The 20,264-nt window shown below is 60.2% G+C and carries 16 protein-coding genes; 12 read left to right on the top strand and 4 right to left on the bottom strand.

What is annotated here, in order from left to right:
* The first annotated feature begins 12 nt into the window (after positions 1–12).
* Both sucD and HMPREF2919_RS01090 read left to right on the top strand, forming a co-directional pair.
* Positions 13–930, top strand: a complete 918-nt coding sequence (gene sucD, locus HMPREF2919_RS01095; protein ID WP_005504562.1) for a succinate--CoA ligase subunit alpha — start codon at positions 13–15, stop codon at positions 928–930.
* Positions 931–1,290: 360 nt separating this feature from the next.
* Positions 1,291–2,217 carry a hypothetical protein gene (locus tag HMPREF2919_RS01090; RefSeq protein ID WP_049340935.1) on the top strand — a complete coding sequence of 309 codons (927 nt, stop codon included), beginning with the start codon at positions 1,291–1,293 and terminating at the stop codon, positions 2,215–2,217.
* A gap of 164 nt (positions 2,218–2,381) precedes the next feature.
* On the opposite strand, the gene HMPREF2919_RS01085 is transcribed toward HMPREF2919_RS01090, so the two are convergent.
* The 4 genes from HMPREF2919_RS01085 to HMPREF2919_RS01070 all read right to left on the bottom strand — a co-directional run bounded on the left by HMPREF2919_RS01085 (position 2,382) and on the right by HMPREF2919_RS01070 (position 6,069).
* Complete coding sequence (locus tag HMPREF2919_RS01085) at positions 2,382–3,560, bottom strand: VIT1/CCC1 transporter family protein (RefSeq protein WP_049340937.1); 1,179 nt, start codon at positions 3,558–3,560, stop codon at positions 2,382–2,384.
* A gap of 303 nt (positions 3,561–3,863) precedes the next feature.
* Positions 3,864–4,361: a DNA starvation/stationary phase protection protein Dps gene (gene dps / locus HMPREF2919_RS01080; RefSeq protein WP_005508202.1), complete on the bottom strand. Its 498-nt coding sequence runs from the start codon at positions 4,359–4,361 to the stop codon at positions 3,864–3,866.
* A gap of 349 nt (positions 4,362–4,710) precedes the next feature.
* Positions 4,711–5,367, bottom strand: coding sequence for an HAD family hydrolase (locus HMPREF2919_RS01075; protein WP_049340938.1), 657 nt, complete (start codon positions 5,365–5,367; stop codon positions 4,711–4,713).
* A gap of 18 nt (positions 5,368–5,385) precedes the next feature.
* A complete protein-coding gene (locus tag HMPREF2919_RS01070) occupies positions 5,386–6,069 on the bottom strand; it encodes an NAD(P)-dependent oxidoreductase (RefSeq protein WP_049346086.1) in 684 nt (227 codons plus the stop codon).
* 274 nt (positions 6,070–6,343) lie between these two features.
* Here HMPREF2919_RS01070 and clpB point away from each other — a divergent pair, with 274 nt between their 5' ends.
* The 10 genes from clpB (at position 6,344) to HMPREF2919_RS01020 (ending at position 20,090) form a co-directional block, all read left to right on the top strand.
* Complete coding sequence (clpB, locus tag HMPREF2919_RS01065) at positions 6,344–8,953, top strand: ATP-dependent chaperone ClpB (RefSeq protein WP_070665839.1); 2,610 nt, start codon at positions 6,344–6,346, stop codon at positions 8,951–8,953.
* A gap of 177 nt (positions 8,954–9,130) precedes the next feature.
* Positions 9,131–10,099, top strand: coding sequence for a Sir2 family NAD-dependent protein deacetylase (locus tag HMPREF2919_RS01060; protein ID WP_049348925.1), 969 nt, complete (start codon positions 9,131–9,133; stop codon positions 10,097–10,099).
* A 201-nt stretch (positions 10,100–10,300) separates the two neighbouring features.
* Positions 10,301–11,500: an excalibur calcium-binding domain-containing protein gene (locus tag HMPREF2919_RS01055; protein ID WP_049348924.1), complete on the top strand. Its 1,200-nt coding sequence runs from the start codon at positions 10,301–10,303 to the stop codon at positions 11,498–11,500.
* A gap of 318 nt (positions 11,501–11,818) precedes the next feature.
* Entirely contained in the window at positions 11,819–12,880 is a 1,062-nt protein-coding gene (locus HMPREF2919_RS01050) for an excalibur calcium-binding domain-containing protein (RefSeq protein WP_049348923.1), read from the top strand.
* A 314-nt stretch (positions 12,881–13,194) separates the two neighbouring features.
* Positions 13,195–13,917: a DUF4956 domain-containing protein gene (locus tag HMPREF2919_RS01045; RefSeq protein WP_070593135.1), complete on the top strand. Its 723-nt coding sequence runs from the start codon at positions 13,195–13,197 to the stop codon at positions 13,915–13,917.
* A gap of 118 nt (positions 13,918–14,035) precedes the next feature.
* Positions 14,036–14,956: a polyphosphate polymerase domain-containing protein gene (locus tag HMPREF2919_RS01040; RefSeq protein ID WP_070593133.1), complete on the top strand. Its 921-nt coding sequence runs from the start codon at positions 14,036–14,038 to the stop codon at positions 14,954–14,956.
* 235 nt (positions 14,957–15,191) lie between these two features.
* Positions 15,192–16,889, top strand: a complete 1,698-nt coding sequence (locus HMPREF2919_RS01035) for a carbohydrate-binding domain-containing protein (protein WP_070593131.1) — start codon at positions 15,192–15,194, stop codon at positions 16,887–16,889.
* A 365-nt stretch (positions 16,890–17,254) separates the two neighbouring features.
* Complete coding sequence (locus HMPREF2919_RS01030) at positions 17,255–17,464, top strand: DUF3073 domain-containing protein (RefSeq protein ID WP_005504588.1); 210 nt, start codon at positions 17,255–17,257, stop codon at positions 17,462–17,464.
* 365 nt (positions 17,465–17,829) lie between these two features.
* Positions 17,830–18,900 (top strand): phosphodiester glycosidase family protein, encoded by a 1,071-nt coding sequence (locus HMPREF2919_RS01025; protein ID WP_070665836.1) that lies wholly within the window; start codon positions 17,830–17,832, stop codon positions 18,898–18,900.
* Positions 18,897–20,090: a bifunctional glycosyltransferase family 2/GtrA family protein gene (locus HMPREF2919_RS01020; protein WP_070665833.1), complete on the top strand. Its 1,194-nt coding sequence runs from the start codon at positions 18,897–18,899 to the stop codon at positions 20,088–20,090. The genes HMPREF2919_RS01025 and HMPREF2919_RS01020 overlap by 4 nt, the downstream gene beginning before the upstream one ends.
* The last annotated feature ends 174 nt before the right edge of the window (positions 20,091–20,264 follow it).

The following is a 20,264-nucleotide window of genomic DNA, read 5'->3' as shown; positions in this document are numbered from 1 at the left end:
CAAGGAAGTAATATGTCTATCTTTGTGAACAAGGACTCCAAGGTCATCGTTCAGGGCATCACCGGTGGCGAGGGTACCAAGCACACCGCACGCATGCTCGCAGCAGGCACCAACATTGTGGGCGGCGTGAACGCTCGCAAGGCTGGCACCACCGTCACCCACAAGGCGAAGGACGGCTCCGACATCGAGCTGAACGTGTTCGGTTCCGTAGCTGAGGCTATGGAGAAGACCGGCGCGAACGTCTCCATCGTCTTCGTTCCCCCGGCCTTCACCAAGGCAGCAGTTCTCGAGGCTATCGAGGCTAAGATCGGTCTCGTCGTCGTCATCACCGAGGGCGTTCCGGTTCAGGACTCCGCAGAGTTCTGGGCAGCCGCTAAGGCATCCGTGGACGAGAACGGCAAGCAGATCACCCGCATCATCGGCCCCAACTGCCCCGGCATCATCTCCCCCGAGGAGTGCCTGGTTGGTATTATCCCGGCGAACATCACCGGCAAGGGCAAGATCGGTCTGGTCTCCAAGTCCGGTACCCTGACCTACCAGCTGATGTACGAACTGTCCGACATTGGTTTCACCACCGCTATCGGTATTGGTGGCGACCCCATCATCGGCACCACCCACATCGACGCTCTGGAAGCTTTCGAAGCTGACCCCGAGACCGAAGCAATCGTCATGATTGGTGAGATTGGTGGTGACGCTGAGGAGCGTGCTGCAGAGTACATCAAGGCAAACGTGACCAAGCCCGTCGTTGGTTACATTGCAGGCTTCACCGCTCCTGAGGGTAAGACCATGGGCCACGCAGGCGCTATTGTCTCCGGTTCCTCCGGTACCGCTCAGGCGAAGAAGGAAGCTCTGGAAGCAGCAGGCGTGAAGGTCGGTAAGACCCCCTCCGAGGCTGCAAACCTGATGCGCGAAATCTTCGCAGCGAAGTAAACAGCATAGTATTGCGGCAGATGCCGGTAGTCCATGAGGCTACCGGCATCTGTGCTTTAACCGGGAACTCAACAGAGACAGTGCCGAAGAACGCCCAGAGGTGCTGGAGGGGAATGCACCGGGGAAAAGAGGAAGGTTGAGCCGCTCCAGCTGCCGAATAGTGCTGGGATTTGAGGATGCTTTTGAGATGTTTGAAACCGGGCGGTAGAACTTACGGAGGAAAGTAAGATTGTGCACATCCGCCCTCATAAGGTGCAGATATAACCTCAACCTTTGTATACTGGAGTGCATTGAGCCTAGTCAGAACCATTCTGAGCGGCTCTAAGAAACACCAAACACTCACAGGAGATCACTACACTCATGACTCAGCCCATCTCTCGCCGCACCATCGCAAAGGCAGGCGTCTGGTCCGCACCCGTCGTCGCAGCCTCCGCAGCAGTACCTGCCTACGCCGCATCCAAGGAAACCCCCGGCGTGCAGTACGGCGTGTACGTCAGCGTGCAGAACAACGGCGGCTACGTCGGCTACGCATCCTCCAACAACACCGGCACCATCAACCCGGCAAGCCCCGAGGCACACTTCACTGCCTCCGGCACCCCCGACTCCGACATCAACTGGGACGACGCAACCTCCAAGCCCAAGAGCGCAACCTACGTCAACGGCGAAGGTAAGTTCACCCCCGTCACCAACTCCCAGACCGGCGCAAACGGCGCATACATGTCCTCCAGCGGCTTCTGGTGGTCCGTACCGACCAAGGACACCGCAACCGGCACCGGCTACATCCCCGGCAGCAGCGTCACCCTCGCAGCTGGCGCAACCTTCGTAACCGAGGTTGAGTACACCGTCGCCGCCAGCGCACAGTCGCTCCTTAAGCTCGGTAAGATCAACGGTCAGGCATGGGCCCCCTCCGGTCGCAAGCTGACCGGTAAGACCACCGAACTGGTAGCCTCCGCAGGCCAGGCAAAGTACCTGTCCGTCGCGCAGACCGCCGGCACCTGGACCGCAGAAGTACCGACCGTCACCAAAAACTCTGACGGCACCTACACCTTCAAGGGTCGTATCGTCTACACCACCAGCAAGGCGTACACCATGAAGCAGTCCGGCACCAAGTACTACAGCCAGACCAACTTCATGCCGGCGCAGCTGCGCTTCCCGGCAAACGACGGCTGGGTTTCGTACAAGCAGACCTCCAGCGTGCAGGTCGCAAACCTGACCTACTCCGGCAACGGCGCGAGCGGTTCGGAGAGCGTTTCCGGTCAGGCCACCACCGCGGAGATTCACCCGTAATAGATCAACCCCTCATGCAGGGTAAGAACATATAGAAAACCCCCGGCGGATACACTGAATGTATCCACCGGGGGATTTCTGCATCCGAATAGTTCTCAAACGCTTGAAAACAAATTCCAGAGCGGCTATATACACTTGTCGAGAGCTTATTGGGGGTGTTGTAACTAGCCGACCGTCGTGCCGAACGCCAGACCCAGCAGGTAGGTCACGAACGCAGCGCCAAAGCCAATTAGAATCTGACGAACACCGCGCTTGAGCGGGGAAGCACCCGAAAGCAGGCCCACCACGCCGCCGGTGAAGCCCAGCGCCGCACCCACAAACAGCAGGGACAACACCATCGCGAACACACCCGACAAGCCAAAGATATACGGCAGAATCGGAACCAACGCACCCGAAGCGAAGAACGCGAACGACGCTGCGGCGGCACCAATATCGGTACCCAAAGCCACATTCTCCTCACGATCCTCTTCCTCGCGGTGAGACAGCGACGGATCGCAGTCACAATCCAGGTAGCCGAAACGCTCCATCGCACGGTGATGCGCCGCGTCCGGCTCCATGCCGCGGGCACGGTAAATGAGCTCCAGCTCGTTCGAATCCAAATCCAAATCGTGCGCAACACGCAGGGTCACCTGGGTCGGCTGGGAGGCATCCAGCAGCTCACGCTGAGAACGCACCGACACGAACTCACCCGCCGCCATCGACAGCGCACCCGCCAGCAGACCCGCAATACCCGACAGCAGAACCATCGAACTGGACGCGCCCGACGCGGTAATACCCATAGTCAGCGCCAGATTCGACACCAAACCGTCGTTAGCGCCAAAGACCGCCGCACGGAAATTACCCGAAAGCTTCTCGCGACCGTTAGTCGCCAGGGCGCGAATAATCTCCTCGTGAATCGCCTCGTCAGCCGCCATTTCCTCGGTGGCGTCCGGGTCCTCAGCGTAGGGGGAGCGGGACTCGGCGCGCTGAGCCATCGCAAGAATAAACACCGAACCGAAGTTCTTCGCCAAGAACTGCAGTAGCTGCGATTGCAGGGACGGGCGCACGTGTACATCCGCGTGCTCGCCGAGCATGTCACGCCAATGCTGCTGGTGACGCTTCTCCGCCTCAGCAACCTGCAGCAAAATCTCACGGTCGGTACCCTCGGCACGGCGAGCCAGGTAGCGGTAGATGCGCGCCTCCGACTCCTCATCGGCAAGGTAGCGGCGCCAACGCTTAATCTGCGTGGGGGAGGGGGAGGTAACGGCGCTATGGCGGGTGGCCTGCGGAGCCTCGGTAGCGGTGTTTTCCGGCTGAAGTTTCTCAGTTTCTTCGCCGTGCTCGTGCTGGGCGTGCGTGCTCATAGTTCCCTTTCCACGGGTGCCGTGCGTGCAGGGCTGGATCCCTGCGCCTGATGATGCGTTCATGTCTGTGTGCTCTGTCATGAACAGTGAACCACTCTAGAACACTCTGAACAGAAAATCTAGGACGGCCTAACCCGATAATAATGTTCGCCTCAACGTACTCTAGAGTACCCCGCGGGCGAGGCGAAACGTCGGGAAAAAGCACCGAAACAGCACAGAAACCGGGCGGGTGCACCCTCCATAAAGGAGAGCGCATCCGCCCGGTTTCGTGATTCTAAAAATTCGTGTCTTTAGAACGATGGCTTAGATGTTGCCTTCGCCGTTTTCCAGGAACGCGCGGATGAACCACTGGAACTTCTCCAGCTCAGCGGTCTGACCAATCAGCAGGTCCTCAGTGACGGGGTCGGACTCACCGGCAAAAGCAATAGCCTTGCGGTGATCCTTGATCACACGGGTGTACACGTCGTTCAGAGCGTGCAGGTGGTCAGCAACGCGTGCGCGGCCGACGGGGTAGTCCTCGACGGTGCGCTGTGCGACCAGTGCGCCAGCCAGGCCATTGGGGGTTGCGCCCAGGGTTGCCATACGCTCTGCGATGGCGTCGACGAACTCGCGGACGGTGTCGACCTGGGGGTCAATCATTTCGTGAACGGCGATGAAGCCGGGGCCGGTCACGTTCCAGTGAGCGTGCTTCAGCAGCAGGTGCAGGTCGTTCAGGTCGTGCAGACGTGCCTGGAGAACCTCGGAAATGCCCTTGCCTTCTTCGAGGGTCAGGCCGGGTGCGGTGTAGTTTGCGAATGCCATGATGGTCTCCTTCATGATGCTGTGATGCTTGTGGTTCGGTGGGATTTGTCGCCCCGCCGAATCGTTATTATGAGTAAATCATTTTAAGGAACCATTGTCAAGGTTATTTTGAGTAATTCGTAATAAATTGTCATCTATGTGTCGCGCCGCACTTAAAAGCCCCTGTTCAAAAGGCGCTGCTTAAACGTGTCAGCCCCAAATGCCCGCGTGGCTCACCGCCCAAGCACGCACAAAGGGTGGGACACGCGGTATCTCATATCGCGCATCCCACCCTTTATGGTGAAGCGTATTCAGTTTTCTACAGAGCTTCCGGCCTTTCTGTAGGGCTTCCCGCGTGCGAATCGGGCGGTTACGCCAGCGCGCGAACCGCCTCCAGAGTCAGCTCCTCATGCTTGAGGCGCGCGGTGCCCAGCTCCGCCGGAACCTCCAGCTCGCCCGGCACAACAATGACACGCATACCCGCCGCGGTCGCACTGCGCACGCCCGACGGGGAGTCCTCAAGAGCCACGCACTGAGTCGGATCAACACCAAGACGCTCCGCCGCCAAAAGATAGGGCTGCGGGTCCGGCTTGGGGTTGGTGGTCTCATCGTTGCCAATAACCACCGAGAACGTGCCCTCGGGTGCCGCGTTTGCGGTGCGGCGAGCCACGGAGGTGGTTGCGTTTGTGACGATGGCGGCCGGAATCTGTGCATCGTGAACCTCCGAGAGGAAACGCTCAATGCCAGGAAGGAACTCGACCGGCTGCTGCGCCAGGGCCTCGCGCACCTTCGCCACCAGTCGATCGTTAATCTCCTCGTCCGGCAGGTTCACGCCGCGCTCGCGCAGACGATCCAGGGTGAACTGCATCGACAGGCCCAGGCAATCGAGGGTGTCCTGCTCGGTCCAGGTGCCGCCAAATTCTGCGGTGAGAGCAACCTTTGCGGCAGCCCATACGGGTTCAGTATCGACGAGGGTTCCGTCGTGGTCGAAGAGAATGGCGGCGGGGAAGGTGTTCGTAGTCGTCATGTCATTAAGCCTACCGGTTTATTTCTGGGGCGAGTGTAGGGCAACGTCCCCAATCGTCACCAAAAAATCTGTGCCCGCATTCTGAGGGTTCTTGGCGATAGTGAGCAGTGCATCGGCAACGTCTTCACGGGCAATCGTGGGGATGCCCGGAGTTCGCTCGACGCTCGCCATGTCAAATACCTTCACCCCGCCCTTACCGGGCTTATCGGTCAGCCTGCCCGGATGAGCACGCGAAATATATGGCTGATATTCGGCAACCAGGGCGTCCGCCTTAACCTTGTCGGTGAAAATGCCGCGCATGATGACCTTGCACACCAGGCGCATGGGGAGGGACGCGGTCCGTACCGTATTGCCGACACCGTAGGCACTCATCAGAACGCAATGCTTTACGCCTGCGCCCGTGACCGCCTCCATGATGAGGGGCAGACGCTCCTGCATGAACGTGGAGGAGAGAAACTCTCGCACCGTGGCTTTCTGCCCCAGGACGCTCACCATGACGTCCTGCCCGGAGGATGCTGCGGCGAGCTGTTCGGCATCGTTCAGGGTCCCCGGAATGATAGTGAGATTTTGGTGCGCCCCCAAAAGCGCTTGTGCCCTATCGGGGTTGCGCACGTAGGCGGTGACGGTGTGCCCCTCCTCTAGGGCTTTGCGGGTGAAGAGGTAGCCGGTGCGGCCGGTTGCACCTAGAACCAGTATTTTCATGTGGGTCCCCATTCGTGACTGTGATTGTTGTGGGAGCCCGCAAGCGCCCAGTCCGGTCAGTATAGCAATGTGGTTTCGACTGGGGGCTTTTGGTTGAGGCTCTTTCAAGCGGGGTTTTGGCTAGGGCTCAGAGCAGTGCGGGGTGAAAAACGAAAAAAGTGGAGAAAATTTTTTGAAAACCCCTTGCGAAACATAGTTGAGTGGAGTAGACTCAAGTTATGTAATGCGAGGGGACGTAGGATAGGCCCCTGAATGCACGATACGAAAGGACATCATGGATATTAAGTTCACGACCAAGAGTCAAGAAGTCATCTCGGCGGCAAATACTAATGCTCAAACCGCCGGCAACCCCACTATTGAAACCGCACACATCCTCAAGGCCCTCATGGACCAGCGCGAAGGCGTCGCCGTAGCAGTCCTCAAGGCTGCAGGCCTGGATGTGGACGCTATCTCCGAGGCGGCATCCGCTGAAATCAAGAAGCTGCCGAAGGCATCCGGTGCCTCCGTGCAGAACGCCTCCCTCAGCCGTGCCGCGCTCTCCGCTCTGCAGGCGGCACAGACCCGCGCCCAGGGATTCGGAGATACCTACGTTTCTACCGAAATGATTCTGCTGGGCATTGCCAGCGGAACCGATAGCACCGCTGAAGCAATGCACAAGCTCGGCGCTACCGCAGAGCTCATCGCACAGACCATCCCCAACGTCCGAGGAGACCGCACCGTGGACACCCCCGACCCCGAGGGCACCTTCCAGGCTCTCGAAAAGTACGGCACCGACCTGACCGCCATTGCCCGCGCAGGCAAGCTTGACCCGGTCATCGGCCGCGACTCTGAGATTCGCCGCGTCGTGCAGGTGCTCTCCCGCCGAACCAAGAACAACCCCGTTCTGATTGGTGAGCCCGGCGTCGGTAAGACCGCCGTCGTGGAAGGCCTGGCACAGCGCATGGTTTCCGGCGACGTGCCCGAATCCCTGCGCGGCAAGACCCTCATCAGCCTGGACCTGGGCTCCATGGTTGCAGGCGCAAAGTACCGCGGTGAATTCGAGGAGCGCCTGAAGGCAGTCCTCGAAGAAATCAAGAAGTCCGAGGGCCAGATTGTGACCTTCATCGACGAGATTCACACCGTTGTCGGTGCTGGCGCATCCGAAGGCTCCATGGACGCAGGCAACATGCTCAAGCCCATGCTCGCCCGAGGCGAGTTGCGCCTGATCGGTGCCACCACCCTCGACGAGTACCGCGAGAACATCGAGAAGGACCCCGCCCTGGAGCGCCGCTTCCAGCAGGTGTACGTGGGCGAGCCCAGCGTAGATGACACCATCGGTATTCTGCGCGGTCTGAAGGAACGCTACGAGGCACACCACAAGGTGCAGATTGCTGACTCCGCGCTGGTTGCCGCAGCAACCCTGTCTAACCGCTACATTCCCTCCCGTCAGCTGCCGGACAAGGCAATTGACCTGATTGATGAGGCAGCATCCCGCCTGCGCATGGAAATTGACTCCGCACCGGAGGAAATCGACCAGCTGCGCCGCGCCGTGGACCGCCTCACCATGGAGGAACTGGCACTTGCCGGCGAAACCGACCCCGCATCCGTGGAGCGTCTGGAAGCGTTGCGCAAGGACATGGCTGACAAGAAGGAACAGCTCGACTCCCTCAACGCCCGTTGGGAAGCCGAGAAGGCGAACCTGAACCGCGTGGGTGACCTCAAGACTGAGATTGACGAGCTGCGCTCCCGCGCAGAGGTTGCACAGCGCGAGGGTAACCTCGCCGAGGCATCTCGCCTGCTCTACGGTGAAATTCCCGCGAAGCAGGCTGAGCTGGAAGAAGCACAGCGCGCCGAGGACACCGCCAAGAGCGAGTCCATGGTCTCCGAAGAGGTTACCGCGGACGATATTGCCGAGGTGATCTCCTCCTGGACCGGCATTCCCGCAGGTCGCATGATGCAGGGCGAGTCCGAGAAGCTGCTCGAAATGGAGAAGCGCATCGGTGCCCGCCTTATCGGCCAGGAAGCCGCAGTGGTCGCTGTCTCTGACGCTGTGCGCCGCGCCCGCGCCGGTATTTCCGACCCGAACCGCCCGATTGGTTCCTTCCTGTTCCTGGGCCCGACCGGTGTTGGTAAGACCGAGCTGGCTAAGGCACTGGCTGAGTTCCAGTTCGATGACGAGCGTGCCCTGGTGCGTATCGACATGAGCGAGTACTCCGAGAAGCACACCGTGTCCCGCCTGGTCGGTGCCCCTCCCGGATACGTCGGCCACGAAGAGGGCGGTCAGCTGACCGAGGCTGTACGCCGTCGCCCCTACTCGGTGGTCCTGCTCGACGAGGTCGAGAAGGCACACCCCGAGGTCTTCGACATCCTGCTGCAGGTACTCGATGACGGCCGCCTGACCGACGGCCAGGGCCGCACCGTGGACTTCCGCAACGTCATCCTGATCCTGACCTCGAACCTCGGTTCGCAGTACCTGGTCAACCAGGACCTGCCCTTCGACGAGCGCTCCGAGAAGGCGCTGGAGGTTGTGCACCAGGCATTCCGCCCCGAGTTCCTCAACCGACTGGACGACATCATCATGTTCCAGCCCCTGTCGGCTGAGAACCTGGGCCAGATTGTGGGCCTGCAGATCAAGAGCATGGCTAAGCGTCTGGAGGACCGCCGCCTCACCCTGAACGTCACCCCCGCCGCTCTGGAGTGGCTGGGTAAGACCGGCTACGACCCGGCATTCGGTGCCCGCCCGCTGCGCCGCCTGGTACAGCGCGAGATTGGCGACCGCCTGGCTCGAGGCATCCTCTCCGGTGCAATCCACGACGGCGACACCGTGACCGTGGACGTGAACCCGGACGTTGCCAGCGACGGCCTGTCGGTGACCTCCGAGCGTGAGCAGAAGGCTGAGGACTAAAACTCAACCGGCTGGCTGGACGGAGCCGATTGGCTCGGCGGGCTTAGCCTGTGGCTGAGTTTGCCAGTTCGAAACCATAAGAAATAGGCTGTGGGGTACCCTCGAAATGGAGGGTGCCCCACAGCCGTTTAACGTATTGAGCACATTAAAGTATTGAGCACAGAGCATAGGAGAAGAATGGACCGCTGGACTGACCAACAGAACTTCGCCGCAGCCGGTGAACAGCGCGAAGAAATCGCCTCCGTGCACCGTGCCGCGATCCGCTCCATTCAGCGAGTTGTCTCCGAGAACGCCACCCCGCACGATGAGGAGTACGCTGCCGAAGGTATCGCGCGCCTGCTCAAGGCGGGTAAGGTTCTCGTGCTCACCGGTGCCGGCGTGAGCACCGAATCCGGCATCCCCGACTATCGTGGCCCCGGCGGATCCCTGCACGATCACCGACCCATGACATACCAGGAATTCCGCTACGATGACGCCGCCCGCCAACGCTACTGGGCGCGCTCCTACGTAGGTTGGCGCCGCATGCGCCGCGCCGAACCGAACCGCGCCCACTATGCGCTCGCTGAGCTGGAGCAGTTGGGTGCTATCAGTGGCGTCATCACGCAGAACGTGGACGGCCTGCACGCCCGCGCCGGGAGTTCTAATCTGCTGGCCCTGCATGGCGACCTATCGCGCATCGTCTGCCTGGACTGCGGGCGAGATGAGGGCCGCGAGAGCTTGGATGCGCGCCTGGATGCCGCGAACCCCGGCTACCTGGACCGCTTGGAAGGCCGTGACCTGCGCGTGAACCCCGACGGTGACGTGGAACTGGACGACCGCTACATCCGCGACTTTCAGATGGTGCCCTGCTTGAATTGCGGTTCGACCCGCCTCAAGCCGGACGTGGTGTACTTTGGCGAATCCGTGCCCGCCGAGCGTAAGGCGCGCAAGGACGCCATGCTCGCCGAGTGCTCGGCGCTGCTGGTGGTCGGCTCTTCGGTGGCGGTTATGAGCAGCTACAAGATTGTGCTGGAGGCTCTGCGCGCCGGCAAGCCGGTCGCCGTCATCAATGGCGGTCCGGGTCGTGCGGATGCGAAAGCAACCTACCTGTGGCGCAGCGGCGTGGGTGAGGCACTGGAACTCATGCTCGACGCCGTTGACGTTTAAGGTTGCAGGGAGCGTTGCCGGGAATGTTGCAGAGGTCTAGACGGCGCTGTTTCTGCAGTGAATGCTGTTTCTCTGGCGAATTTTGCCGCGCGTGCACTGACCCAAAGTTAAGTGCACGAAAGTGCTATTTTGTGTTGCAAGTCATTGCAAATAGCCCCTGGACAGGCGGATACACCCATCGTGCGGGGATAAAATGATGGGATGGACATTCGACACACTATCACTCGCTTCGGTGCCACCGCCCTGATCGGTTGCGGTCTGGCGGTCACCGCAATCCCCGCAACTTTCGCTCAGAACAGTGAAGAGTCCGTCACCCACGTCTACTCTGACAAGGCTGCTTCCCACATTTCTGAGGTCTGGTACAAGGGCGAAACCCTGAAGATTACCGGTGAGGGCTTCCTGACTCAGGACGGCACCTCCGGTTCCGTTATCGCCATTAAGCTGAACAAGGGCTCCGTCAAGATTGACGGCAAGGACTACCTGGAAGTTCAGGCTGACGAGAAGGGCAACTTCTCCGTTTCCATTCCCTGGCAGAGCGACCTGGACGATCGCATCTCCGTGGACGTCTACCTGCTCTCCGGTTCCCTGAAGGACAACGACACCGCTCGCGGCGGCAAGGCAGCCACCGTGAAGATTGAGGCTCGTTCCGTTCAGGAAGCAACCCCCTCCGCTACCGCATCTGCGAGCGCTTCGGCAACCGCTTCCGTGGTGGCTACCCCCTCCGCATCTGTAGCTCCCTCTGTTACCCCCTCGGCATCGGCTACTGCCGCTGATGAGGTTGTTGCCTCCGTGGACGCAGAGATCAAGGACCGCGCCGATGAGAAGGCGTCCGCTACCGCTTCGGTGAGCCCCTCGGCTACCGCGTCGGCTTCCGCTTCTGTGGTTGCAACCCCCTCTGCTTCGGCTTCTGCTTCCGCATCGGCTTCCGCTTCGGCCACTACTGAGCAGAACGCACCTGTAGCGAACGAAGCGAAGGATCAGCTGGGTGATTCCACCTCCGCTACCGAGCAGGTGACCGCTTCGGCTGAGAGCACCCGCTTCGCGAACTGCGCAGAGGTTGCGGCTGCTGGCCTGGCGCCCATTCACGAAAGCCACCCGGACTTCCGTAAGAAGTTCGATAATGACAAGAATGATTGGGGCTGCGAGGTCATTAACAGCGAGGTGACCGACGGTTCCTCCTCCAACAGCTCCTCGGGTTCTTCTTCCCGTAACTCGGGCGGCCTGGACAACCTGGGCGGCGACTCCTCCTCTTCGAGCAGCTACACTTCGAGCCGTGCTCAGCGCTCTTCCCTGGCTAACACCGGTGCTTCTAACGCCTTCACCATTGCCGGTATGGGTCTGGTAGCTCTGGGCCTGGGTGTTGCTGGCGTGTCTGCTGTGCGCAACCGCAAGAACTCCTAAAACTATTGCCGCTACCCCGTGTGGTGGCGAGTGAGGGTCCCTTCCCCTGAATGCTTTTGAGTGTTCGGGCGGAGGGGATTTTCGCGTTTAACGGGGTGGTTTTTGCTGTTGGGTTGTGCTGATGGGATGGGGTATGTACTTGTTAGTTTCTTCAACGTGGGGTTGAGAGTTTGGGTGTGCACGGCGGTGCAAAAGGTCTCTATGGTTCAACCATGCCTTCAAGAAACCTTCAAGAAAAATATGTTTTGTGAGTCAGGTCATGGCAAATTAGCGTCTTGGGAGCCGGTATCCCAAGCTTCGCTCGTTAGAATGGGTGGCATGAATATTCGAAACAACATCGCACGCATTGGTGCCACCGCCCTCATCGGCTGTGGCCTCGTTGCTACTTCCGTCCCCGCGACCTTCGCTGTTGAAGGTGCGCCTCAGGTTGTCCACACCTACGCAGACTCTGCACAGTTCATCGCCCCCGACGTATGGGTTGAGGGTCAGGGTCTGAACATTGGCGGCGAGGGCTTCAAGACCGCTGACGGCACCTCCGGTTCCGTCCTGGCACTGAAGCTGAACAAGGGTGCTGTCAAGATTAATGGCCAGGACTACCTGGAAATCCACGCTGACGCGGCTGGCAACTTCTCCGTTACCATCCCCTGGCAGGAAGAGCTGCACGGCAGCGTTTCCGTTGACATTTACCTGCTGTCCGGCTCCCTGAAGGACGGCGACGTTCCCCGCGGCGGTAAGGCAGCTACCGTGACCATTAAGGTTGCAGAGCAGCCCGCACCGGCTCCTTCGGAGGACCCGACCCCCGCTCCTTCTCAGGACCCGACTCCGGAACCCACCCAGGATCCCACTCCCGAGCCCTCCAAGGAAGCAACTGCTGAGCCGACCACCGAGGCTCCCAAGCCTGCTGAAGAGACCTCCGCACCCGCAGTTGAGGATGCTAAGGAAACCAAGCCCGCTGAGGACCAGAAGCCTGCCGAAGAGCAGAAGTCTGAAGACCAGAAGTCTGACCAGGCTTCCGACTCCTCCGCAAAGGACGAGAAGACCTACAAGTACCAGAACTGTGCTGACGTGTGGGCAGACCGTGGTACCTCTATTCACAGGGGTGACCCGGACTTCCGCGATAAGTTCGACGCTGACGGTGACGATGAAGGTTGCGAAGAGCAGCCGAACTACGAGAACTCCAACAAGTCTGACAGCGTTTCGCTGAGCTCCGGCTCGAACGACAACCTGGACTCCGGTTCCTCGAACGCATCCTCCAAGAGCTCTTCTTCCCTGGCTAAGACCGGTGCATCCGGTGCGATGACCGCTGCTGGTCTGGGTCTGATTGCTCTGGGCGCTGGTGGCGCGACCATCGTGGCAACCCGCATGCGCAAGAAGGCATAATAACGCCTAGTCGCTAAGTTTTTAGCTGCTTTTATGGGCTCCCTCCATATCGGAGGGAGCCCATTTTTTATGCCTTTTGATACCGCAGAAGATATAGAAAACGTAGTGGAGAGAGGAAAAAAATAATAGCCTCTAGTGCATTTGACCAGCAGATTTACTAGAGACTTCTAACACTTATCTCTAAGTTAAGGGCAGCACAGGGTAAACACAGGCTTGCACGGGAATCTAGATACTACAAAGAACGCACAGCCCGAAGCTGAAGAACAGGCAGCTAGAGCTAAGCGAACATCACGACACGATATCTGGAGCACCCAATGACTATTCTGACCATGGCGATTGCCGATGCCATAGCCATCGCAGCTCTCTGCACCCTCTACATGGTGCGGCATCGCAACCGCGAACTGATGATTTCCTATGCGGTCATCAACGCCGGTATCTTCACCGTCTCGGTGGCGCTGGTATCCGCCGGATCGAACGCATCCGCTATGGGTATGGGCCTCTTCGGTGTCCTGTCGATTATCCGATTGCGTTCCACCGCCCTGAGTCAGCGCGAGGTGGGTTACTACTTCGTAGCCCTCTCGGTCGGCATGATTGCAGGTGTGAACATTAGCCCGGCGTACATCGCCTTCGGCCTCATGGCTACCCTGGTCGGCCTCATCGCGATTCTCGACTCGCGCAGCACCCCGGTCTCTGCTGAAAAGACTCAGACCGTTACCGCCGATCGTGCGATCAGCGACGAGGAAGAGCTCAAGGCATACCTGAGCGCTCGCCTGGGTTACACGGTCACCTCGGCAAAGATTACCGAGCTGGACATGGTGAACGACCTGGCCCGCGCCACCGTCACCTACCAGCCCAAGGAAACCACCGAGGGCGGCACCCCCGCGGCAGGGGAGGCGGCTCAGCCTGTAGCCGCTCAGACGGTAGCATCGCAGGCTCCTGCGGCTTACTCGGCAGCACCTCAGGTTCCCACAGCCGAGGCGCACACCACCCTGGACACCCGGATGGTTCCGCTCCAGCGCACCCTGGTGGGCAAGTAAGACCAGCCGGTATAAAAGCCTCCGATTCACTCCAACTGCACAAACTCTCCGATACCCACGACACGCCGCCCCCCAGCGCACAGCACGCAGGGGCGGCACCCCAGAAGGACGAAGACCCATGACTAACGCAGCCGCAAACATCATTCCCACAGAGTGGAAGAGCATCAGCCTCGAAGCCATGAACGAAAAGGCAGCCATGCAGACCCGCGTGGACCGCAAGTACATTGTCGACGCAGAAACCGCCGCCAAGGTACTCTCCACGCTCGACGCAGACGCCTCCGTCATGGAAATCGATGGCCAGCGCGACTTCGCCTACGACTCGGTCTACTTCGACACCCCGCAGATGCAGAGCTACCACTCGGCAGCCTACAGCCGCGACGACACCTTCAAGATCCGTACCCGTAGCTACCTGGACTCGGAACTGACCTTCCTGGAGGTCAAGACCGACGGTGAGCAGGATATGACCGTCAAGAAGCGTATCCCGTACACCTTCGAGAACCGCGATACGCTCACCGCGGAAGGTCACGAGTACATCACCGCAGCACTCGGCGATATCCTCGCCGGCCCCGTGCACAAGCTGGAGGCGGTTCTGACCACCGGCTACCGCCGTACCACGGTCTTCCTGCCGCAGAGCGAGAAGAACCCGGCCGCCTCCCGCATGACGGTGGACACCAACCTGACCTGGACCCCCATGTCCGAGAACATCCTCATGGCGGGCGTGAATTACCGCAACTTCCACGGCAACCTGGTTGGCACCACCTACGGCCTGCCGAATGCGGTCATCATCGAAACCAAGTCCGGCGTGGAGCCCTCCGTGGCAGACCAGCACCTCTGGGATGCGGGCATCACCCCCGCGAAGATTTCCAAGTTTGCAACCGGTATGGCGGCGCTGAACCCGCAGCTGGCAAGCAACAAGTGGGAAGAAACCATCAAGAACTGGATGCACCTGGAACCGGTCAACGGCACCCGCCTCAACGTGGATGACATGACCGAAGAGGACTACCAGAAGCTGCTGACCGAGCGTTTCGCAGCCGCCTAAACGGCAATCCGGCTAAAACGGCAACCTGGGATGCGCGGGTAGGGTAGTGCACCTACCTTACCCGCACCTCCCTAACCCGCTGAATCCCGAATCTAACCCCGAACCAAGCACAACATTGGCTTTATTCGCCCCACACAGGCAATAACCGCTCTCACACATATTCACATTTCACATACGTCTTACCCCCGTGGCGCTGGCTCTACGCGAGTGGTCACCCAAACACAAAGGAAAACCCGTGAAAAAGAGCAATATGATTAAGAGCGCAACCTCCATTACCCTCCTGGCAGCCCTGGCATTGACCGGCTGCGCGGCAACCTCGGCATCGAATGCCAGCGCATCGAGCGCAACCAGCACCTCCGCTTCGAGCACTTCGGGCACCACGTCGAAGGTGGCAGACTCCTTCTCCACCGACGTGAAGAGCGGTGCGAAGCTTGCCGAGGACACCCACTACTCCGCGAAGGATCTGACCTGGGATTCCTCCAGCGAAGTTACTATCGATCTTTCTAACCCGACCGCGACCGACGGCGTGACCGTCAGCGACGGCGTCATCACCATTACCAAGGCGGGTAACTACCGCCTGAGTGGCACCTACGAGGGCCAGATCAAGGTTGAGGCAGCCGACAGCGATATGGTCCGCCTGATTCTGGATAACGCGACCATCACCAACTCCACCGGCGCGGCAATCAACGTGGTTGAGGCGGATGAGGTCGTCATCTACACCGCCTCGGGCACCACCAACACCGTCTCTGACGGCTCCTCCTACTCGGATACCGCCAGCGGCAGCCCCGACGCCGCCATCTACTCCAAGAGCGACCTGACCCTGGCGGGCGAAGGTACCCTGAAGGTTGAAGGTAAGTACGAAGAGGGTATCCACACCTCTGATGGCCTGGTCATTGCCTCCGGCACCCTGGAAGTGAACGCGGCAAACACCGGCATCAAGGGTAAGGACTACGTCGATATCCTGGACGGCACCATCACCGTGACCGCAACCAAGGACGGCATCAAGGCAACTAACGACACCGACGGCAACCGCGGCTGGGTGCGCCTGAGCGGCGGTACCGTGAACATCTCTGCAGGTGATGACGGTTTCAAGGCTGAGCGCGTGCTTGAAATCTCCGGCGGTACCCTGAACATTACCCAGGCGAACGAGGGTATTGAAGCGCAGTACATCAACATCCTGGACGGCACCGTGAACGTGACCAGCTCCGATGACGGTATCAACGCCTCCTACAGCACCACCTCGACCAGCACTAGCTCGACCAGCACTGAGTCGACTACTGCAACCTCGACTAAGCAGAGCGCGCAGGGTGGCCAGAACTCTGCACCCCAGGCGCCCAGCGGTAGCGCAGGTCAGGCACCTGCAGGTGGCGGTCAGGCTCCCTCGGGCACTATGGGTCAGCCCCCGGCTGGCGGTGGCGCAGGTGGTGGCCACGGCACCTTCGAAGTGGTCGATGCAACCACCATCAACATCACCGGCGGTACCGTCACCGTGAACGCGAACGGCGACGGCATCGACTCCAACGGTACGGCAACCCTCTCGGGCGGCACCCTGGTCGTGAACGGCCCCTTCACCGGCGGTAACACCTCCCTGGACACCAACGGCGACCTGCTGCTCAACGGTACGACCGTGGCCGCGGGTAACTCCGGTGACATGTTCGAGGCGCCCTCGACCAACTCCACCAGCGGCTACGTGAAGATCAGCAACGTATCGAACCTGAGTGCCGGCACCACCGTACAGGTTGCCGACTCCTCCGGTAACGTGGTGGCAAACTACAAGGTGACTAACTCCAGCACCGCACTGATCCTGGTCTCCAGCTCCAAGATCACCAAGGGCGAGAGCTACACCGTGTACACCACCACCGATAGCGTGGATGCCTCCAGCACCACCCTGGCTTCTAACGCCACCTCGCTGGGCTCCTTCACCGCAAGCTAAGCGGTAGGAGTGCCCCTCAAGCTCCGTGCTGGATGTCATGACCGGCACGGTACCCTCTCTGACCCCGGTCTTGTGAGTGAGCCGGTAGGAGAGACGCCCGCCCCGCATTGGTTGTAGCGATACGTCCGGTGCGGGGCACTGTGGTGTCTGGGGTATGGCGTCTGGGGTAAAAAGCCGCGGGTGCAAAATAAAACGGTTGTTCCGGTGCGAAGAAGTGCTTTGATACGCAAAATAGGTGCCGTCCAGCGAGACATTCAGGGCTGAAACAGGGTACTCTATAGTGTAGTAAAGACTGTTGAACGATCCGAGAGCGATGCGCCGCACGTGCTGTTCGCCTCGGACAGGATGAAAGAGGGGGTCACGCCATGGGGCGCGGCCGTCAGAAGGCTAAAGCAACAAGGCAGGCTCGGGAGATGAAGTACTTCAGCCCCGAGACCGACTACAGCGCACTCGAGCGCGAGCTGAGCAGCGCGAAGAAAACGAAGTCCTCCGATTCGTCCCGCCGTCGCTATGACGACGAGGACGACTACTCGGCATACGCAGAAAAGTACGCGTCCTACGAGGATGAGGCATAAAGAATACGCGGAATGATTCGGTGCATATCGACCGAGCGTATTTCATAGATGATGAACCGGCTTGAGGCCCCGCACGGGGTGCTCAGCCGGTTTTTTCGTGCCCCCAGTTGTTTTGTGCCCGCAGTTGTTGTGTGCCCGCAGTTTGTGCGGATGCACCCGGATGTGAGCGCAAGGGTGGGCTGCCGGCGGGGGTCTTAACTATGTGGAGCACAAAGCCAATGCACATGTTTATACATAGATATGCATAGAGCCATCTGGTAATAGAGCGTAGTTGGTAATAAAAAAGCTTGAAATGAATAAGCATACATAGCTTCTGCACAGCTTAGTCATGCCTGGCACAGAGAATAGACCGGCATTCTAGAGACATGAACAACGAACAGAACATGACTCAGAACATTGACCAGACTACCCAGACCGCAGCGGAACAAGCTAACGCAGCACAAACCGCTGCAGAGCAGAAGCTAGCCAAGAAGAAGCTCACCCGTCGAATTTTCATCGGCGGCGGCCTCGGCGCACTCGCAGTAGTTGGCGGCGGCGCAGGCTGGGCGTACAACCGCTACCTGGCAGAGCACACCGAAATCGAAGATACCACCGCCTACGAGGCGGCAGCAGCCCAGGCAAACGCAAGCGCCTCCGGCTCCGCCACCGCAGATCCCACCGAACTGACCGGCGTGAAGGTCAACGGCCAGAGCCTCACCGCTAACGAAGGCTCGATTACCATCACCTCCACCACCACCGGCAGCGGCTCGGACGCGGTCGTCTCCTTCGTAGCAGACATCAAGCTCGACAACGCAACCCTGCTGCGAAGCGCCTTCGCCAACAACAAGTTCGGCCAGAACATCATCGACACCCCCTCGAACATGGCGTCCGAACACAACGGCATCTGGGCGATCAACGGCGACTACTACGGCTTCCGTACCACCGGCATCGTGATCCGAAACGGTGTTGTCTACCGTGACTCCGGTGCACGTGAAGGCCTCGCCTTCTACCGCGACGGCTCCGTCAAGCTCTACGACGAAACCGCAACCAACGCCCAGACCCTCGTCAACGAGGGCGTGTGGAACACCCTCTCCTTCGGCCCCGCACTGGTCAAGGACTCCGCAATCGTCGACGGCATCGACAGCGTCGAAGTGGACACCAACTTCGGTAACCACTCCATCCAGGGCTACCAGCCGCGAACCGGTGTGGGCGTGCTCGGCACCAACCACCTGGTCTTCATCGTGGTCGACGGCCGCTCCACCAACTACTCGCGTGGCGTGACCATGCCCGAGTTCGCCCAGATGTTCAAGGACCTCGGCTGCGTGAGCGCCTACAACCTGGACGGTGGTGGCTCCTCCGCCATGGTCTTCAACAACAAGCTGGTCAACCGCCCGCAGGGTGGCACCAAGGAACGCGGCACCAGCGACATCCTCTACATTGCAGGGAGCGCATCGTGATTATCCTGATACCCGCCTATAAGCCGGACCAATCACTGGTCCGCCTTGCCCGGGCCCTGCGCGCACAGGACCCTGCCGTCGAAATCCTCGTGATTGACGACGGATCCGGCAGCGCCTACGCACCCATCTTTACCGAACTGCGCATCGACGGCGTGACCGTGCAGACCCACCCCGCCAACAGGGGCAAGGGTGCGGCACTGCGCACCGGCATCGCCTGGGCGAAAGCAAACCGCCCCGGCGAGGTCATCGTCACCGCCGACGCGGACGGCCAGCACCTACCTCGGGATATCTTCCGTGTGGGTGTGCGCACCGAAACCGCCGCGGCGGCAGGGCAGAGGAGCATCATCCTCGGCGTGCGTACCAAGCCCGACCCGAACGCCGGTGAAGAAGGCACGAAGGTGCCGCTGCGCTCCAAAATTGGTAACAGCGCAACCGTAGGCTTCTTCGCCCTGGCGACCGGCGCCCGCGTGGCAGACACCCAGACCGGTCTGCGCGGCTTCACCCCGCAGATCCTGGACTGGCTGCTGCAGATTCCCGGCGATAAGTACGAGTACGAGTTCTCCATGCTGCTGCGCGCAACCCGCGCAGACGTGGACCTGGTACAGGTACCCATCGTGAAGGTCTACGAGCCGGGCAACCCGACCAGCCACTTTAGGCCCCTGCAGGACTCGGCGCTCATCTACGCACCGCTGCTCGCCTTCCTGGCCTCGTCTTTCCTGACCGGCTTCCTCGTGGATGCTATCGCCCTCTTCATCCTGGTGGGCTTGGGTGCTCCGCTCCTGGCAGCCGTAGTCGGTGCACGTATCATCTCGGCGCTGACGAACTTCACCGTCAACCGAATGCTCATGCACGACGGAGGCGCACGCCCCTCGGCATCCTCCTCGCTGGTGCGGTACGCCGTGCTGGCGGTGGGTATCCTCGCAGCCAATGCGGCTCTGATGGAAACCCTGACCGGCCTGGGAGTATCCCTGCTGGTTGCCAAGATCCTGACCGAGCTGATCCTCATTCCGGTCAGCTTCGCGGTCCAGCGCCGCTGGGTTTTTCTACCCACCCAGCGTCAGGAAAATACGCGAGAAAAGACTCAGGCAATCGCCGCCTCTTCCGGCTTGCGCGCGGTGAGCTACGAGTCCACTCGCATGGAGGCTGCCGGTATCCGTACCGGTGTGCGCGCCTCCCAGGTACGCCCCTAGCTCGTCTACCCTAGCGTCCAGCTCGCTAGGGGCGTACCCCAAGATTTCTCCCACCTGTCAGTCGTGAGGGTGGGTGGGAGAAGCATGCTGCAGCACCAAAAGCCGCAGCGTTCTGTTCACAAAAAGCCCCCGCTGAGAAATGAACTGCCTCCCGTTTCTTGGACAACAAAAATA

The sequence above is a fragment of the Rothia sp. HMSC068E02 genome, from assembly GCF_001813565.1.
In the GTDB taxonomy this organism is placed as follows: Bacteria; Actinomycetota; Actinomycetes; order Actinomycetales; family Micrococcaceae; genus Rothia.
This window is presented reverse-complemented; position numbering and strand designations above follow the sequence as displayed.

Coding starts and splice junctions, on each gene's coding strand:
- sucD (WP_005504562.1), top strand. CDS start 13: ATGTCTATCTTTGTGAACAAGGACTCCAAGGTCATCGTTCAGGGCATC.
- HMPREF2919_RS01090 (WP_049340935.1), top strand. CDS start 1,291: ATGACTCAGCCCATCTCTCGCCGCACCATCGCAAAGGCAGGCGTCTGG.
- HMPREF2919_RS01085 (WP_049340937.1), bottom strand. CDS start 3,560: ATGAGCACGCACGCCCAGCACGAGCACGGCGAAGAAACTGAGAAACTT.
- dps (WP_005508202.1), bottom strand. CDS start 4,361: ATGGCATTCGCAAACTACACCGCACCCGGCCTGACCCTCGAAGAAGGC.
- HMPREF2919_RS01075 (WP_049340938.1), bottom strand. CDS start 5,367: ATGACGACTACGAACACCTTCCCCGCCGCCATTCTCTTCGACCACGAC.
- HMPREF2919_RS01070 (WP_049346086.1), bottom strand. CDS start 6,069: ATGAAAATACTGGTTCTAGGTGCAACCGGCCGCACCGGCTACCTCTTC.
- clpB (WP_070665839.1), top strand. CDS start 6,344: ATGGATATTAAGTTCACGACCAAGAGTCAAGAAGTCATCTCGGCGGCA.
- HMPREF2919_RS01060 (WP_049348925.1), top strand. CDS start 9,131: ATGGACCGCTGGACTGACCAACAGAACTTCGCCGCAGCCGGTGAACAG.
- HMPREF2919_RS01055 (WP_049348924.1), top strand. CDS start 10,301: ATGGACATTCGACACACTATCACTCGCTTCGGTGCCACCGCCCTGATC.
- HMPREF2919_RS01050 (WP_049348923.1), top strand. CDS start 11,819: ATGAATATTCGAAACAACATCGCACGCATTGGTGCCACCGCCCTCATC.
- HMPREF2919_RS01045 (WP_070593135.1), top strand. CDS start 13,195: ATGACTATTCTGACCATGGCGATTGCCGATGCCATAGCCATCGCAGCT.
- HMPREF2919_RS01040 (WP_070593133.1), top strand. CDS start 14,036: ATGACTAACGCAGCCGCAAACATCATTCCCACAGAGTGGAAGAGCATC.
- HMPREF2919_RS01030 (WP_005504588.1), top strand. CDS start 17,255: ATGGGGCGCGGCCGTCAGAAGGCTAAAGCAACAAGGCAGGCTCGGGAG.
- HMPREF2919_RS01025 (WP_070665836.1), top strand. CDS start 17,830: ATGAACAACGAACAGAACATGACTCAGAACATTGACCAGACTACCCAG.